Source organism: Gilliamella sp. Occ3-1, assembly GCF_001690655.1.
Lineage (GTDB): Bacteria > Pseudomonadota > Gammaproteobacteria > Enterobacterales > Orbaceae > Gilliamella > Gilliamella apicola_P.
Map to the genome: position 1 here is coordinate 1 of NZ_LZHQ01000031.1, position 15,906 is coordinate 15,906.

Here is a 15,906-nt window from a genome sequence, read left to right on the forward strand (position 1 = left end):
TCAACACCGAAACAATCACCGAATCATCCGGTAACTTAGGTTGATAATAGTAAGCACAACGGCTTAAGCCAACAATGGCACAACTCATAGCAATAGTAACCGAATGATTTTGTTGTAGTTGCTGTGCCCACGTTTTACGTGCTTTTGTGGGCACTACAGCTTTTTTATGATTTCTTCCTGAAGCTGGGATTTTAAGCTCAGTTCGGCAAACATCTGTTTAAGCTTACGGTTTTCAGCCTCCAGCTCCTTTAAGCGTTTGATATCCGAAGTTTCCATTCCGCCGTATTTTTCCTGCCATTTATAGAAAGTTGAATTACCCATGCCATATTTACGACAGAGTTCTTTAACCGGAATACCCGCTTCAGCTTCTTTTAAAATAGCGACGATTTGATGTTCAGTCATTTTTTTCATGTTTAAATCCTCTTTACTTTTATCATAGAGAATTTTCTACTTTTTTGCTGTATTATTTTAGGGGAGAGTTACACTCAGAACCAATCCTGATTACTTCAAATAAAGACTCTAATTGAATATCATCGAGTGATCGATCTTGAGTCTTATTTCTGCCTTTTCTTGGTGGGCGTCTAGACTTTATCTGTGTTTCAATTCTATAAATCTGATTGGCTTCTATTGATGATGGTCTTGAAATCATATGATTTGCAAACCACTGAAAATACTCAGCTATTGTCGTTAATCGTATATATTGAGTAGGAGATTCAACGACTTCTTTAATTTCTTCTAATTTATCAGGTAAAAACTTGGGAAAGATTGATTTATATATAGGTATGGATAGAAATTTCTTTTGGGTGAAATCTCTTAAGTCATCGAGTTCGTGAACTTCAAAAAATGTTCTATTAATAATTCGTTGTTCGAGATCAATTCCTCTCCTTTCAAGGAAACGGAGTAAAACAACTAAATTATTAGCGACTGATAAAATGGATGAATATGAATTGGACTTAGTATTGCGAACTTGAGTTGTAAGGAATAAATTAGGATAGAAAAGGGGAAATCCCGTAGTTTTATTGATAACTAAGCAGTATCGCTCACCACTATCCATTACAAATGTCGTCGTTCCATAATCAGCATTCATTGTATATCCCAATTATTTACACTTTAACAAGGTACACAACAAGCAAATTTTTGTCAATTAATTCTTTACATACATAAACGGGAAATGAAAATAAAAAAGCCCTTAATACAAGGGCCATTTTAATATTCTTTACAGAATAGATCTCAGGTAAACTCTAGAATGGAATATCGTCATCAAAATCCATCGGTGGTTCTGGGGTCACTGCAGGCTGTGCTGGCGCATTTTGTGTTGTAGGACGAGACTGAGCCATTGGTGCTGATGAAGAATTATTAGCACTTTGTCCCCAATTTTGTGATCCATCGCCCATGTTTTCACCACTATTGCGTGTTCCTAGAATTTGCAAAGTACCGCCAATAGGGTTTATTACAACTTCTGTCGTGTAACGATCTTGTCCTGATTGGTCCTGCCATTTTCGAGTTTGTAATTGTCCTTCGAGGTAAACTTGTGAGCCTTTTTTTAAATATTCGCCCGCAATTTCAGCTAATTTACCAAATACAACAACGCGATGCCATTCAGTTCGCTCACGATTTTCATTAGTTTGTTTATCCTTCCATGTTTCCGATGTTGCAATGCTAATATTTGCAACAGCATTACCATTAGGCATGTAACGAACTTCGGGATCTTGACCTAAATTACCAACTAAAATGACTTTATTTATTCCTCTACTGGCCATTATTGACTCCTAAAAATTACACTAAGCATTTAAGTTGCGTATTGTAACATGAGACTGCAGTAATATCAGCGAATTTAATTCAATAATGGAATTTTGCGTTCATTTTATAAATGATATAGAAAGATAGGTTTAAACATAGGAATTTGTTGCTATAGCGAGTATAATACCAAGCATTTGTTAATGTGATGTTCTAAAAGATTTTTCCTATAGGAGGCCTTATGATTAATGCGTTTGGATTGAAAAACAAACAATTAGTAAAAATTAATGAAGGCGATATAAATAATGCAACTTGGATTGATTTAATTGAGCCAGAAGAAGCTGATCGAGATTTTGTTTTAACACATTTAGGACAAAACTTAGCAACTAGTATTGAACTTGACGATATTGAAGCGTCAGCTCGTTTTTTTGAAGATAACGAAGGTTTACACGTCCACTCTTTCTTTTTTTATGAAGATGCTGAAGATCGTGCTGGCAACTCAACGGTAGCTTTTACAGTGCATAATGGTCGTTTGTTCACTCTACGTGAGCGAGATTTACCAGCATTTCGTTTGTATCGCATGCGATCGCGCTATCAAGGCATGAACGATGGAAATCCTTATGAAGTTTTACTTGATTTATTTGAAGTTAAAGTTGAGCAGTTAGCAGATCAAATTGAAAATATCTACAGTGAACTCGAAGAATTAAGTTTAATTATTATGGATCGTTCTGCTCAAGAGCATTATGATGAAGCTATTACCTCATTGGCTGAACTTGAAGATACCGCGTGGAAAGTTCGTCTTTGTTTGATGGATAGCCAACGAGCGGTTAATTATTTAGTTCGCCGAGCAAAAATGCCAGTAGATCAGCTAGAGCAAGCTCGTGAAGTTATTCGCGATATTGAATCGCTTGTTCCACATAATGAGTCATTATTCCAAAAAGTAAACTTTTTAATGCAAGCTGCAACCAGTTTTATCAATATTGAACAGAGTCGAATTATCAAAATTTTCTCGGTTGTATCTGTTGTGTTTTTACCCCCAACGGTAGTTGCTTCAGCTTATGGTATGAATTTTGAATTCATGCCAGAATTAAAATGGGAATATGGTTATCCGTTTTCATTACTATTAATGTTGCTAGCAGGCGTTGCTCCTTATATTTATTTTAAACTTAAAAAGTGGTTGTAGATTTATTGATTTAAATTGAGTTTTTATTCGATAGTTTTTTAATATATTAGATGAAATTCTTATCGTACTAACTGCTTAGGATAATTTAATATAAATAATTATTAATATCAGCAATATATTTTCATCGATTGATGGGCAAAACTTATTATTTTAACTAAAAATAATTAATTTATCATAAAGGAAGTAACATGAATCAATATGCACTTGTCACCGATATCGGTGGAACTAATGCTCGATTTGCGCTTTATAATTTGGCTACAAATGAGCTATCAGCAATAACTAAAGTTCTTATTGCAAAGGATGATGTATTGCTAAAATTAATTAAGAATTACTTACAAGCCCAAGCGGTTACCGTTAAAATGGCTTGTATTGCAATTGCATGTCCTATTAGTGATGAAGATATAATTAGTATGACAAATAATAATTTGTCATTTTCACGTTCTGAACTAGTTAAGGCACTTGATCTTGAAAAACTAGAAGTAATTAATGACTTTACAGCAGTATCAACTTCAATTCCTAAATTATCTAAACAAGATCTTGTTCAGATTGGTGGTGATGAACCTGATTTAGATTACCCGATTGCAATTTATGGTGCAGGTACAGGACTTGGAGTATCACATTTAATTAAAGTAAATGGGCGTTGGATTAGTTTGTCAGGAGAAGGTGGGCATACAGAGCTTCCAATGATAAGTGATGATGAAGACCGTATTTTAGTGCAACTTCGCAAAAAATTTGGACGTGTTTCTGCCGAGCGGTTTTTGTCAGGCAGTGGTATTGTTAATATTTATCAAGCGTTGTTACAAATTAATAATCAACCAGTAATAGAGATTACACCCGACATTATTGTTGAGAAAGCGCTATCTAAAAGTTGTCCACTTTGCTTACAAACTTTAACCTATTTTTGTACTTTTATGGGGCGTTTTGGTGGTAATTTGGCATTAACACTTAATACACAAGGTGGCGTTTATATTGCTGGTGGTATTGTGCCACGCTTTATCGAATTTTTTAAAACATCTCCATTTAGAGATGCTTTTGAACATAAAGGTCGTATGTCCTATTTAGTCAAAAAAATTCCTGTTTATGTAATAACACATGAAGATCCAGGCTTGTTTGGTGCAGGTGTTTATTTACAAAATTGTCTTAATAAATAGTATTAATGAGTAAAGGTTTTATTCTATGATGTGGTGTTATATTTACCGAAGTACCAAAAAAGAGAACTGCTACCTATATATGGAACATGAAAATGATTTTTCAACGATTCCTGAAAAAGGAATGTCTATTTTTGGTTCACCTGTTTTTGTCATGAAAGTATTACTTGACGGTAAACGAAAATTTGTAGTTGGTACCGCCACTGAAATAGAAGAAAAGATTAAAACTGATGGATTTTTCTTACAAATGCTAAAAGAAGATGATTTCAAAGTATGATTGAGCCATTTTGGGAATATAAGACATTAGCTCAGATGAGTGATGAAGAATGGGAACAGCTCTGTGATGGTTGTGGTCAATGTTGCTTAAATAAATTGATGGACGAAGATACAGACGAGATCTTATATACTAATGTTGCTTGTAATTTGCTTGATTCCAATACTTGTCAATGTAAACATTATAATAGACGTTTTGATTATGAACCCGATTGTATCAAGTTAACTCGTGATAACCTCCTTACCATTGAATGGTTACCTTTAACCTGTACCTATCGTTATTTTTCTGAAACAGGGCAGTTGCCTCATTGGCATCCGCTTATTACGGGTAATAAAAAGCTTATGCATAAGCTGAAGATATCGGTTAAAAATCGGATTGTTTATGAAAAAGATGTGATTTGTTGGGAAGACCATATTATTTAAAATAGGGAGCTACTGCTCCCTTTTGATTTGAGTTTAAAGTATCAGCCATAAATATCCAAATACATCAACAGCAAGCATATTTAAAAACATTAAAATAAATACAAAAATCATAAATGAGATATCAATCATTCCAAGCGGTGGCACAATACGGCGAATTGGTGCTATAAGTGGTTCAGTTAACTGGGTAAGTAATTCATCTGCGTTTGATTGTCCACGACTAACCCAACTTAGAATTGCTCGAAATAGTAATAACCAGAATAATAAATGCCCAAATGCATGAGCTATGGCAGCAATAGCATAAAGTAGGTATTTACTAGCCCAAATTGATTCACTAATCATTCCATAGTAGGAAATAAATAGAATTTTGATGACGGCAACAAAGTACAAAAGAACCCATGTAGCGGTATCGATTTGCTTAATAGAGGGAATGACTTTGCGTAGTGGACCGATAATAGGTTGAGTTATTCGTACGATAAATTGGGTAAATGGGTTATAGAAATTTACACGCACACGTTGCATCCATAAACGCAAAATTAAAATATAGAGACATACCGTTAAGATGGTATTACCTAGAAAATAAAGCGATGTCATTTAAGACTCCTTAAAATAAACTATTCGGGCAATATATCACAAATACTGTCTTGCTCCAAAGATCGCTGTACCTATTCGAACCATAGTGCTACCAGCAACAATAGCTGCTTGCATGTCGCCACTCATGCCCATGGATAATGTATCCATAAATGGATAATCAGTCTGTAAAGAACGCAAAAGTTCGTGCATTTTGTTAAAGACGTTTAGTTGTTTGTCAAAATCATTTTCAATTTCAGGGATCGCCATTAATCCACGTAAATTTAAATTGGGTAGTGTTATAATTTGTTTTGCTAAATCAGAAACTTGTTCAGGATCAACCCCCGACTTGCTGGCTTCTTTACTAATATTAACTTGAATAAGAACATTTAAGTTTTCCATATTAGCTGGGCGCTGATCATTTAAACGTTGAGCAATTTTAAATCGATCAATGGTATGCATCCAATCAAAGTGTTCAGCGACTAATTTGCTTTTGTTCGATTGTAATGGACCAATAAAATGCCAAGTTAATAAAGTATTGGGAAGTGTTTGTTTAAAATACAGGATTTTTTCAACGCCTTCTTGAACATAGTTTTCACCAAAAGATAGTTGATCTGCATCTATCGCTTGTTTGATTAGGGTTACTGGTTTTGTTTTACTGACCGCAATAAGTTCGATTGTATTGGGATCTCGTTCGCATTTTTCGGCTATTTTTTGAATTGTGTTTTTTATAGTAAGTAAATTGTCACGTACTGTATTCATGTTAATTCCCAATTAATAAACTAATAGGTAAAATATAATGTTAAAATCGATGTTGTCGCTTAGTGTAACGCAAAAAGCATCTGATTTGCACCTTTCAAGTGGTGAAGCACCATGCATTCGAGTTAATGGGCAATTAAAGTTTTTGTCTGAAGACAAATTATCTCCGGTAGAACTTGAAATTAAATTACTTAATTTATTGGAACAACCACAAATTGATATCTTAAAACAAAGTGGACAAATAGATCTTACATATCATTTGGTTGAAGTAGGGCGATTTAGAGTTAATATTTTTTATCAACAGCGCGGCATTTCTGCTGTGTTTCGCATTATTAATCATCGGATACCTACTCTTTCGGAAATTAATGCCCCCAATATTTTTAAGGATCTAGCCGTAATTGAGTCGGGAATTATTCTTGTCACAGGTGCAACAGGAAGTGGTAAAACAACGACTTTGGCGTCATTAATTCAATACATAAATTCAACAGTAGCTAAGCATATTATTACCTTAGAAGATCCGATTGAGTATATTTATCAAAATGATAAATCGTTAATTCAGCAATGCGAAGTGATAAATTTCACAAGCGCTATCGATAGCCTTTTAAGACAAGATCCTGATATCCTATTGCTAGGAGAACTACGCAATAAACGTTCAATCCAAGCCGCATTAACGGCTGCTGAAACAGGCCATTTAGTTTTTGCTACTTTACATACTAGTTCTGCTATTCAGACCATTAATCGTATTATTGATGTATTTGAATACGGCTCTCGAGATTTTATTCGCTCGCAACTTTCCAATAGTTTAAAAGCTATTATAAATCAAAAATTAATACCTATTGAAAATGGACGTAAAGCATTATTTGAAGTGCTTATAAATACATCTGCCGTTAGCAATTTAATCAATGAAGGTAAAATTAAGCAAATATTTTCCCTTATGCAAAATGGGCAGCAATATGGTATGCAAGTAATGCCGGACTGTTAATATAATCTGCATTTTTTTATAAAAGTAATTAAATAATTTCTTAGAATATAAAATTTTGAGATTTATATATAAAATCAATTATAATCTTTTTAAATAATCTTTTGTAAAAGAGGGTGAAAATGGAACAACGAATTGGTTTTATTGGTTTAGGTAACATGGGGAATGCCATATTGCAAGGTATTTTGGGTAGTAATATTGTGCCGGGAACACAAATTTATGTTTATGATCATCATCCGGAAAAAGGTCAAGTTCTTAATCAAACTTATTCAGTAAATAATCTCGATTCAGCAAGAGATGTTGCTCGAGAAGCCGATATAGTTTTTGTTGCGGTTAAGCCTAATGTGTTTGTTGATGTACTTGTTGATATTCAAAAAGAATTAAAGAAAAATACCATTGTAATTTCAATTGCAGCGGGTGTTACTATTAAAACAATTGCCAAATGTGTGGGTTATGAGCAAAAAATTATACGAGTTATGCCAAACACACCAGCCCTTGTTAATGCCGCTATGTGTTCAATTACCCCTAATACCGAAATTACCGATGAAGAATTGTCTATTGTTCAACAATTGTTAAATTGTATTGGTGAAACTGAAGTTGTTCCTGAAGGTTTAATTGACGCAGTTATTGGCGCAAGTGGATCTTCCCCCGCTTTTGTGTTTATGTTTATTGAAGCACTAGCAGATGGCGCGGTTAAAGGCGGATTATCAAGAAAACAAGCTTACAAGTTTGCTGCCCAAGCAGTTTTAGGATCGGCAAAACTATTATTAGAAACAGGTAAACATCCTGGGGAGTTAAAAGATATGGTCTGCTCACCTGCAGGTACAACCATTGAAGGTGTGCAAATACTTGAAGCCAAAGGATTTAGATCGGCTGTTATTGATGCAGTGGAAGCAACGATAAAAAAATCTCAAATAATGGCAAAAAATTAATATTATAAAATTCATAATGTTATATCTTCAAATTAGCGTTATGAATTATTTTTACTGATATAATAAGTAATCTTTTAAAAAGATTGCTTGCATTAGTAAACTAATTATGAGTAAATAGAAACAAGCATACGACATGCGGATTTATTTTGTAACATTTCGATATATGTAGTTTGTAGTTTACTATGTCTTAGAGATTAGTTTTCTTTAGTATATTCTTCTTAGTGTTAATAAGTAATCTAGGTTTTATGTTTTTGAATAAGCCCTTTAGGGGCTAAAGTTAATTTATTTATAGGAAGATTATTATGTCTAAGAAAACTGGCCAAGTAAAATGGTTTAACGAAAGTAAAGGTTTTGGTTTCATTTCTCCCGCTGATGGTAGCAAAGATGTATTTGTACATTTCTCTGCAATTTCTGGCGATGGATTCAAAACTTTAGGTGAAGGTCAACAAGTAGAGTTTTCTATTCAAGATAGCCCTCGAGGTCCTTCAGCTACAGATGTTAGTGTGATCTAATTTTTTTTATTATCTTATCAGCATTTGCTGGTAAGATTTATATATTTCCATCCTAAATTTTTCATTAAATCCTAGTTATTTTATAATATTTAATTTGTTTTTTTATACATTACCAATAAATATGAAATATAAAAAGGTAAAAATTAGTATTTTTATGGCACTTTTAGGCATTTTTCCTGTAGCTATGGCTGATTTGTCTGAAGCTTGTAAAAATTTTATATTGATAGTTAACTCAAAACTAGCTCTGATGATTTAGCAATTAAATAACCAACTGACATAATCAAACAAAGCTTAGAATATAATAAACAATAGATTTCTGTACTACCAGCCGATAATCAAGAAGTAGACTTGCTTAGCATTGACATGTTGAAGCTCTACTCCTCTTAAAAAATAGGTATTTTATAAGGCGCTTTATTTGTTATTATGTCGAAAATCCCAAGGAGCTATTGGATGTTTATCTTTCCATAGTCCTATTTGGTTCTGTTTTGCTCTAGCCTCTAATTTTACCATCATTTTGTTATTAGCTACCCCTTTATAACGATATGCCCAAGCATAACCTTTTTCGACCATTTTGGCATTAATATTAACTTTATTTAAAAAAATAGTACCTAAGGTTCTTTTATAGATATCTTTTTTGTTTTCTTTAACAAAGACATTTTTACCAGCAATAAGTGAAGCTAAATATTTCCGTGATACATTACCATAGGCTTGTTTACTTTCAGGAGCATCGATATCAAGCAAACGAACACGGATTTTTTGTTTTTTGACAGTTAAGATATCGACTGTATCGCCATCAATTACTTTGACAACTTTACCATTGAAATCAGCATAAACTAGCGTGTTTGATAAAAAAAATAAAATAATACAAATCAATAAAGGTTTTAAACGATTCATTATAAATAAAAAAGTATAAAAATTTGTAGCATTATACATGATTGTTTATGCTATAACTACATATGAATTTGATAAAAAAGAGATGATGTCAACCTTACTTGTATTTAATAAGGCTGACAGAAAGAATGACTTTTAATTAAAAAGCGTTGGTATCTTGGAATAGACCTACTTTTAAATCAGATGCTTGATAAATAAGCTTACCATCAACAAAAACTTCACCATCACCGATACCCATAATTAATTTTCGATTAATTACACGTTTGAAATGGATTTTATAGGTTACTTTTTTATTAGTTGGTAGTACTTGCCCTGTAAATTTTACCTCACCAACACCTAAAGCTCGCCCTTTCCCTTTACCGCCAATCCAACCTAAATAAAATCCAACTAATTGCCACATAGCATCAAGTCCAAGGCAGCCAGGCATAACCGGATCGTTTTTAAAATGACATTTAAAAAACCATAAATCAGGATTAATATCAAGTTCAGCTTCAACAAAACCTTTGCCAAAGTTACCACCGTTTTCATTCATTTCGATAATACGATCCATCATTAACATTAAATCAGATGGTAATGGTGGTCCATCATGACCAAATAACTCATTATTGCCTGATTTAATCAGATCTGCTTTATCGTAAGATGATTTACGTTCAAATGTCATAAAAAAACCTTTTATTTAATGTAAATTAAAACATGTTTTGAAAAATTGAAAGTTAGCTAACTCTCTTTTTCTATTTCGTAATTAATAAAATTTTGAACCAAAGTTTATTTGGTATTGTTACTTTTTGCAATATTTTTGCCATCTACTTAACCAACTATCTTGTTTTTTGTCTTGTAGTAATACTGCATGCATACGTGCGTGAATTAATTGGTAAAGATTGATATTACTTTTATCTTTATACGGAATACCTGTCAGCAAATAAAGAGCATCGGCAATATGTTCAACTGTCCATATTGAAAACTTCTCTTGTTCAATAGCTTCAATAACTTCATCACTTAAACTTAGATGGCGTTGATTGATAGCTGGTATGATCACTCCTTGTTGACCTGTTAAGCCTTGATGCTGACAAACGGCAAAAAATCCTTCAATTTTTTCGTTAATGCCACCAATTGCTTGAACATGACCAAATTGATCCACTGAACCGGTTACAGCCAACTGCTGATCGATAGGTTGCTGAGATAAAGCGCTAATGATTGCACAAAGTCCGGCAAGCGAAGCACTATCACCATCAATTTCACTGTAAGATTGTTCAAACACTAAAGAAGCCGAAAAAGGTAATTGGTGATTAAATGCAAACTCAGACATGATAAAAGCTTGCATTATCATCATTCCTTTTGAATGAATATTACCGGCTAATTCTGTTTTGCGTTCAATATCAATGAGTTCACCATCGCCAAAATGAATAAGGCAACTTAAACGTGTCGGTTCGCCGATAGCTTTTGGATGTCCAGGATATTCAATTACCGATAAACCATTTATTTGTCCAACCACTTGATCTTTCGTATTAATCATTATTTGATTACTAAATATCTCCTCATGTAGCCTTTCTTGCAAATAATTTTCGTGCCATGATTTTTGCTTTATAGCAGAAGTGATGGCTGATTCATCTATTACACTATTTTGCATAAAGTGTGTAGCATTAACTAATAGCGAATTAATCCAATCTACCGAAAGAGGGAGGTAATGTTGATCACCAGTATAGCGAGTAGCCTCTTTGTAAATTTTTGCTAAAGCTAAGGTGTCAATATTAGGTAATTGTTGTTTATTAGCGATAAATTTTAAGTAATTAATCCAGTGTTCTATTTGCTCGGATGATTTGACTGGTAATTCATTTTCAAATTCAGTATAGATAGAAGTTGAATAAAATTCAGGTTCAAAATCTTGTAATTCTGCTAAACTTAATCTATCCCCAACTAAAATGATTCGTAAATCAAGTGGCATAGGAGGAATAGACAAAGGTAAAGGATGAGATTCGTCAGCTGAAACCCATTCAAATTCTTGCTTTATTACCATTTGTTTTAGTTTAGACCATAACAATGGTTGGCTAAGTAGTGAGCGAAGGCCTAAAATTAGAATGCCGCCATTAGCACGATGAACAAGTCCAGCTTGTAATTTTATAGGACTATTCTCAGGTTGTCTAACACAACCAAATAGTTTTTCACTATCAACAGATGATGCAAATAAACAATTGTCTTGGGCTGCAAAATTATCTTGTTTGCTCTTTGCATTGGTCAGCGTAATTTTACTTTCGCTAAAAAAATAACTATAGCCTAATGAAGGTGAAGATAAATCAGATTTAATGGCTTGTCTTAGTAAATCAAAAAAAAGCTCACTTTCAGGAGCTTTAAGCAACATAAAGCGGGGGCTATAACATACTCTTTTGGGTGGGCATAACAGTGCTAAGGCAGAGGCCAAACGTGGTTGCCACATGAGTAAATGTGCTGATTTTTCTGATTCTAATGATATTGAATTATTAGTTTTGTTTCTAAGTTCAGAAATATAGGATAAATCAGGCTGGATCAGTTTTGCGTTGAGTTGTTTAATTGCCAAAGTTTTTATCTTTTTGTTAACTTATTTCATTTTGAAATTATAACAAGTATCCGATGTATCGCCAACAGATTACCAAAATCTTTATGGTAGCAAATAAAAAATTTACAGAAAGATTTTTTAAAATAAGGTAAACTAAAACATAATTTATTGTTTATTTATCTTAACAATCACCATTAGCAACGACTTAATATGCTCAAAATCAAAAATACTTACTTCAAAGACTATCGTGCCTCACAAATTGTTAGTTGGGGGCATTGGTTTACGTTGTTTAATATTTTTGTTGTAATTTTACTAGGTAGTCAATATTTATTTATTGCAGATTGGCCTCGTACTTTTATGGGGCGATTTTATGCAATTATTAGTGCAATCGGACATTTCAGCTATTTGACCTTTATTGCTTATTTGATTCTGCTTTTTCCATTAAGTTTTTTCATTCATTCATCTCGATGGCAAAGGATTATAGCAACGGTTTTTGCAACAGTAGGTCTTTCATTACTAATTATTGATATTGAAGTTTTTTCGCATTTTAGAATGCATCTTAATTTGTCTATTTGGCAATTATTTTCATCGCAAAAAGTCACTTATTTAAGTACGGTATTTATTGCTATTCCGTTTATTTTGTTGATTGAAATTTTATTTTCGGTATGGAGCTGGAAAAAATTACGTAGCTTAAGTAAACGTAAGTACTATGCAAAGCCCGTAGTAATTCTTTTTATTCTTTGTTTCGTTACCTCACATTTGATTCATATCTGGGCTGATGCTAATTTTTATCGACCAATTACTATGCAGCGTTCAAGCCTACCACTTTCTTATCCTTTAACTGCTCGTCATTTTCTTGAACGTTATGGTTTTATTAAGGAAAATGGTTATCATGACCGTGTTATTCAAGAAGGAAATCCTTTTGCGATGGCAATTGAGTATCCGTTGGGAAGTGTTGTTTATGATCAAAAACTGATGAAAAATAATGTGTTAATGATTGTTATTGAAGGGTGGAATACTAATTTATTAACTAAACATATGCCGTGGTTAAATGAATTTTCTCAAGATAATATTTTCTTTACTAATCATTATGGTGCAAGTAATCAGTCCTATTTAAATGACTTTTCATTGTTTTATGGGTTAGATCCTAACTACTATAATAGTATCCTTGTTGGACATAAACCGTCTGTATTGTTTGATGTTGTTACAAAACAACACTACAACTTAGGTCTATTTTCGGAAGATGGTTTTGCTGAACCTTTATATCGTTCAGCTTTGTTATCTAATTTTTCAATACCACAACCTAAAAAACAATCTAATAAACAAATAACAGAAAACTGGAGGTCTTGGCATGAAGAGCAAAATAGCCTTGATAATCATGCACCTTTGTTTTCTATAATCCAATATTCATTGGGTGGTAAAAATAAAAAAATTACAATATCAGATCTTCAATCAGAAGTTAAAAAGCTAGATCAATACATTGAATCATTAATTGCCTATTTGAAATTATCTAATACCTATGATGATACGATTATTGTTATTACTGGTTCGAATGATATTAAAATTGACGAGGTGAAAAAAGTAGCATCACGCAATACAAGTAGTGATTTTAAGAGAGAATCATTAAAAGTACCATTGATTATATCATGGCCGAATAAAGAAAGTGCCCAAATAACAGAAGCAACTTCGCAAACTGATATTATGCTTACATTAATGCAAGACGCATTTTATGTTACTACGCCACCTCAACAATACAGTCAAGGTAAAAACCTATTTACTCGAAAGCCTAGACAATGGCTAGTTGCTGGTGATGAAAATACTATAGCTGCACTTTATGATGATAAAACGGTTGTTTTAGATGCTTTTGGTCGTTCTAAAATTTATGATATCAATGGTAAATTGCAAAAAGAAGAAAAAATTAGCTTACCAATCTTTTTGCAAATCGTTACTGAAAATCGCCGTTTTATGGTTGTGGATAATTGATTTAGCTTTTGAATAGAATAATAAAAAGAGGTGAAGATTACTTCACCTCTTTGCCCATTGCTTGTAAATCAGCATGATAAGATGAACGTACAAATGGCCCACAAGCTGCATGAGTGAATCCCATATTTAATGCCGTTTGCTTTAATTCTTCAAATTCTTGTGGTGAAACATAACGTTCAACGGGTAAATGATATTTACTTGGTTGTAAATATTGACCAAGCGTCAACATAGTAACACCATGACTGCGTAAATCTTTTAACACTTGAATTAATTCTTGATTTGTTTCGCCAAGTCCTACCATCAACCCAGATTTTGTAGGAATTTCAGGATATCGTTCTTTAAATGCTGCCAGTAATTTAAGTGACCCTTCATAGTTAGCGCCAGGTCGGATCCTTTTATATAAGCGAGGTATATTTTCTAAATTATGATTAAATACATCAGGTGGATTATCACTTAAGACATCAATTGCTTCATCAATACAACCACGAAAATCAGGTGTTAATGTTTCAACCTTTATATTTGGGTTTAATTCTCTGATTTCTCGAGTACAATTAGCAAAATGGCTAGCTCCACCATCTTTTAAATCATCCCTATCAACCGAGGTAATAACAACATAGCGTAATTTCATTTCTTGAATGGTTTTTGCTAGCTTAATGGGTTCTTTACTATCTGGTGGTAATGGTCTACCATGAGCTACATCACAAAATGGGCAACGGCGGGTACAAATATCACCCAAAATCATAAAAGTAGCCGTGCCATGATTAAAACATTCAGCTAAATTAGGGCAAGATGCTTCTTCACAGACTGAATGTAATCCATGTTTGCGCATTGTGTTTTTAATATGTGCTATATTATCAGAGTGAGCAGATAATTTAATTCGCATCCATTCAGGTTTTTTTAGTGGTGCGACATCGTCTAATGTTACAGTTGGAATTAAGCGCGTCTTTTCGGCATCACGATATTTCGAACTTCTGATTATTGTTTCATTATTTTGCATAATTGGTATCTTATCTTTGAGGTAACTGCTTAATAAAATTATTAGTTAATAGTTGTTTTATCTCTTTACGGTCAATTTGAGAGACATATTCTTTTAGTTGCGTCATTTGTAATCCAGCGTAGCCACAAGGGTTAATGTTATTAAAAGGGGAAAGATCCATATCAACATTGAATGCAAGTCCATGTAAAGTGCAGCCACGACTGATATGCAACCCAAGTGAGCAAATTTTTTTTTCGTTAATATAAACTCCCGGAGCATCAGACTTTGCACGAGCTATAATACCATAATGGAGCAATGTTTGAATGACACTATTTTCTAAATAACTAACTACGTCTCGAATACCTAGCTTAAGTCTTTTTAAATCAAATAAAATATACATGATTTGTTGACCTGGAGCATGATAAGTAATTTGACCACCGCGATCGGTCTGAATAACAGGGATATCTGTCTGATTTAATAAATGTTCTGCTTTACCAACTTTACCTTGGGTAAATACAGGTTCATGCTCGACTAGCCAGATTTCATCAAGAGAATGCTCATTACGTTGTTTGGTAAAATTATGCATAGCTTGATAGGTGTGCGCATATGGTTCAATTTTTAAGTCTTTGATAATGACATTATTAATGATCATAGTATTTTTTGTTATCTTCAAGTAGTATTATCGTTATTTTTACAAGTATATAACAGATTTTATAATAACTTGACAACTTGTAGTTATTTTTAGTGTAGTTATTAAAATAATATTTATACTTACTCTTAATTAAAATTTAATTATTTATCAGATAAATAATATTAATTTTGTTATTATTATTGAAATAGTTGATTAATTTGATAGGAATTAACATTCTTTTCAAAGTAGCAGTTTGCTTTACTTTTTTTTTAAAAATGGCAGACTGCTATAAATAAAACTCCGTAATCCAGCGTTTTAGCTTGATTAGTGACATTTTTTAATGTAATTAAGAATAAAACGTTGTATTTTTCTAAACAAAAAA

18 protein-coding genes are annotated in these 15,906 nt (G+C 32.9%); 8 read left to right on the top strand and 10 right to left on the bottom strand.

Annotation, left to right across the window (positions count from 1 at the left end; all coding sequences use genetic code 11):
* Positions 1 to 153: 153 nt before the first annotated feature.
* The 3 genes from A9G43_RS09445 to A9G43_RS09455 form a co-directional block, all read right to left on the bottom strand.
* Complete coding sequence (locus A9G43_RS09445) at positions 154 to 411, bottom strand: transposase (protein ID WP_065608578.1); 258 nt, start codon at positions 409 to 411, stop codon at positions 154 to 156.
* Between the two features lie 52 nt (positions 412 to 463).
* On the bottom strand, positions 464 to 1,087 hold the full coding sequence (locus tag A9G43_RS09450; RefSeq protein WP_065608580.1) for a hypothetical protein: 624 nt from the start codon (positions 1,085 to 1,087) through the stop codon (positions 464 to 466).
* 154 nt (positions 1,088 to 1,241) lie between these two features.
* Complete coding sequence (locus A9G43_RS09455; RefSeq protein WP_065608582.1) at positions 1,242 to 1,760, bottom strand: single-stranded DNA-binding protein; 519 nt, start codon at positions 1,758 to 1,760, stop codon at positions 1,242 to 1,244.
* Between the two features lie 218 nt (positions 1,761 to 1,978).
* Between A9G43_RS09455 and corA the strand changes: the two genes are divergently transcribed.
* From corA to A9G43_RS09475, 4 genes are all read left to right on the top strand, one after another.
* Positions 1,979 to 2,920 carry a magnesium/cobalt transporter CorA gene (corA, locus tag A9G43_RS09460; RefSeq protein WP_034912903.1) on the top strand — a complete coding sequence of 314 codons (942 nt, stop codon included), beginning with the start codon at positions 1,979 to 1,981 and terminating at the stop codon, positions 2,918 to 2,920.
* A gap of 188 nt (positions 2,921 to 3,108) precedes the next feature.
* The gene (locus A9G43_RS09465) at positions 3,109 to 4,071 is read left to right on the top strand and encodes a glucokinase (protein WP_065560225.1); all 963 of its coding nucleotides are present in this window, start codon (positions 3,109 to 3,111) and stop codon (positions 4,069 to 4,071) included.
* 25 nt (positions 4,072 to 4,096) lie between these two features.
* A complete protein-coding gene (locus tag A9G43_RS09470; protein WP_081298109.1) occupies positions 4,097 to 4,345 on the top strand; it encodes a YcgL domain-containing protein in 249 nt (82 codons plus the stop codon).
* Positions 4,342 to 4,764, top strand: coding sequence for a YcgN family cysteine cluster protein (locus A9G43_RS09475; RefSeq protein ID WP_034912894.1), 423 nt, complete (start codon positions 4,342 to 4,344; stop codon positions 4,762 to 4,764). Before A9G43_RS09470 ends, A9G43_RS09475 begins: the two co-directional genes overlap by 4 nt.
* Before the next feature lie 33 nt (positions 4,765 to 4,797).
* Here the strand turns inward: A9G43_RS09475 and A9G43_RS09480 are convergent, their stop codons facing one another.
* Both A9G43_RS09480 and A9G43_RS09485 read right to left on the bottom strand, forming a co-directional pair.
* Positions 4,798 to 5,355 (bottom strand): YggT family protein, encoded by a 558-nt coding sequence (locus tag A9G43_RS09480; protein ID WP_065608584.1) that lies wholly within the window; start codon positions 5,353 to 5,355, stop codon positions 4,798 to 4,800.
* A gap of 36 nt (positions 5,356 to 5,391) precedes the next feature.
* Positions 5,392 to 6,093 carry a YggS family pyridoxal phosphate-dependent enzyme gene (locus A9G43_RS09485; protein ID WP_065608586.1) on the bottom strand — a complete coding sequence of 234 codons (702 nt, stop codon included), beginning with the start codon at positions 6,091 to 6,093 and terminating at the stop codon, positions 5,392 to 5,394.
* Between the two features lie 37 nt (positions 6,094 to 6,130).
* Here A9G43_RS09485 and A9G43_RS09490 point away from each other — a divergent pair, with 37 nt between their 5' ends.
* The 3 genes from A9G43_RS09490 (at position 6,131) to cspE (ending at position 8,513) form a co-directional block, all read left to right on the top strand.
* On the top strand, positions 6,131 to 7,072 hold the full coding sequence (locus A9G43_RS09490; RefSeq protein ID WP_065608588.1) for a type IV pilus twitching motility protein PilT: 942 nt from the start codon (positions 6,131 to 6,133) through the stop codon (positions 7,070 to 7,072).
* Between the two features lie 119 nt (positions 7,073 to 7,191).
* Complete coding sequence (gene proC / locus A9G43_RS09495; RefSeq protein ID WP_065608590.1) at positions 7,192 to 8,001, top strand: pyrroline-5-carboxylate reductase; 810 nt, start codon at positions 7,192 to 7,194, stop codon at positions 7,999 to 8,001.
* A 302-nt stretch (positions 8,002 to 8,303) separates the two neighbouring features.
* A complete protein-coding gene (cspE, locus tag A9G43_RS09500; protein WP_065560231.1) occupies positions 8,304 to 8,513 on the top strand; it encodes a transcription antiterminator/RNA stability regulator CspE in 210 nt (69 codons plus the stop codon).
* 411 nt (positions 8,514 to 8,924) lie between these two features.
* Here the strand turns inward: cspE and A9G43_RS09505 are convergent, their stop codons facing one another.
* The 3 genes from A9G43_RS09505 to A9G43_RS09515 form a co-directional block, all read right to left on the bottom strand.
* Positions 8,925 to 9,446: a thermonuclease family protein gene (locus A9G43_RS09505; protein WP_255308776.1), complete on the bottom strand. Its 522-nt coding sequence runs from the start codon at positions 9,444 to 9,446 to the stop codon at positions 8,925 to 8,927.
* A 97-nt stretch (positions 9,447 to 9,543) separates the two neighbouring features.
* Entirely contained in the window at positions 9,544 to 10,065 is a 522-nt protein-coding gene (gene fabA, locus A9G43_RS09510) for a bifunctional 3-hydroxydecanoyl-ACP dehydratase/trans-2-decenoyl-ACP isomerase (protein WP_034909831.1), read from the bottom strand.
* A gap of 117 nt (positions 10,066 to 10,182) precedes the next feature.
* Positions 10,183 to 11,955, bottom strand: a complete 1,773-nt coding sequence (locus tag A9G43_RS09515) for an AAA family ATPase (protein WP_218058663.1) — start codon at positions 11,953 to 11,955, stop codon at positions 10,183 to 10,185.
* A 189-nt stretch (positions 11,956 to 12,144) separates the two neighbouring features.
* Between A9G43_RS09515 and A9G43_RS09520 the strand changes: the two genes are divergently transcribed.
* Entirely contained in the window at positions 12,145 to 13,917 is a 1,773-nt protein-coding gene (locus A9G43_RS09520) for a DUF3413 domain-containing protein (protein ID WP_065608592.1), read from the top strand.
* Positions 13,918 to 13,954: 37 nt separating this feature from the next.
* Here the strand turns inward: A9G43_RS09520 and lipA are convergent, their stop codons facing one another.
* Together lipA and lipB are read right to left on the bottom strand one after the other, a co-directional pair.
* Complete coding sequence (lipA, locus tag A9G43_RS09525) at positions 13,955 to 14,914, bottom strand: lipoyl synthase (protein WP_065608594.1); 960 nt, start codon at positions 14,912 to 14,914, stop codon at positions 13,955 to 13,957.
* Positions 14,915 to 14,924: 10 nt separating this feature from the next.
* Positions 14,925 to 15,545, bottom strand: a complete 621-nt coding sequence (gene lipB, locus A9G43_RS09530) for a lipoyl(octanoyl) transferase LipB (RefSeq protein WP_065608595.1) — start codon at positions 15,543 to 15,545, stop codon at positions 14,925 to 14,927.
* Between the last annotated feature and the right edge of the window lie 361 nt (positions 15,546 to 15,906).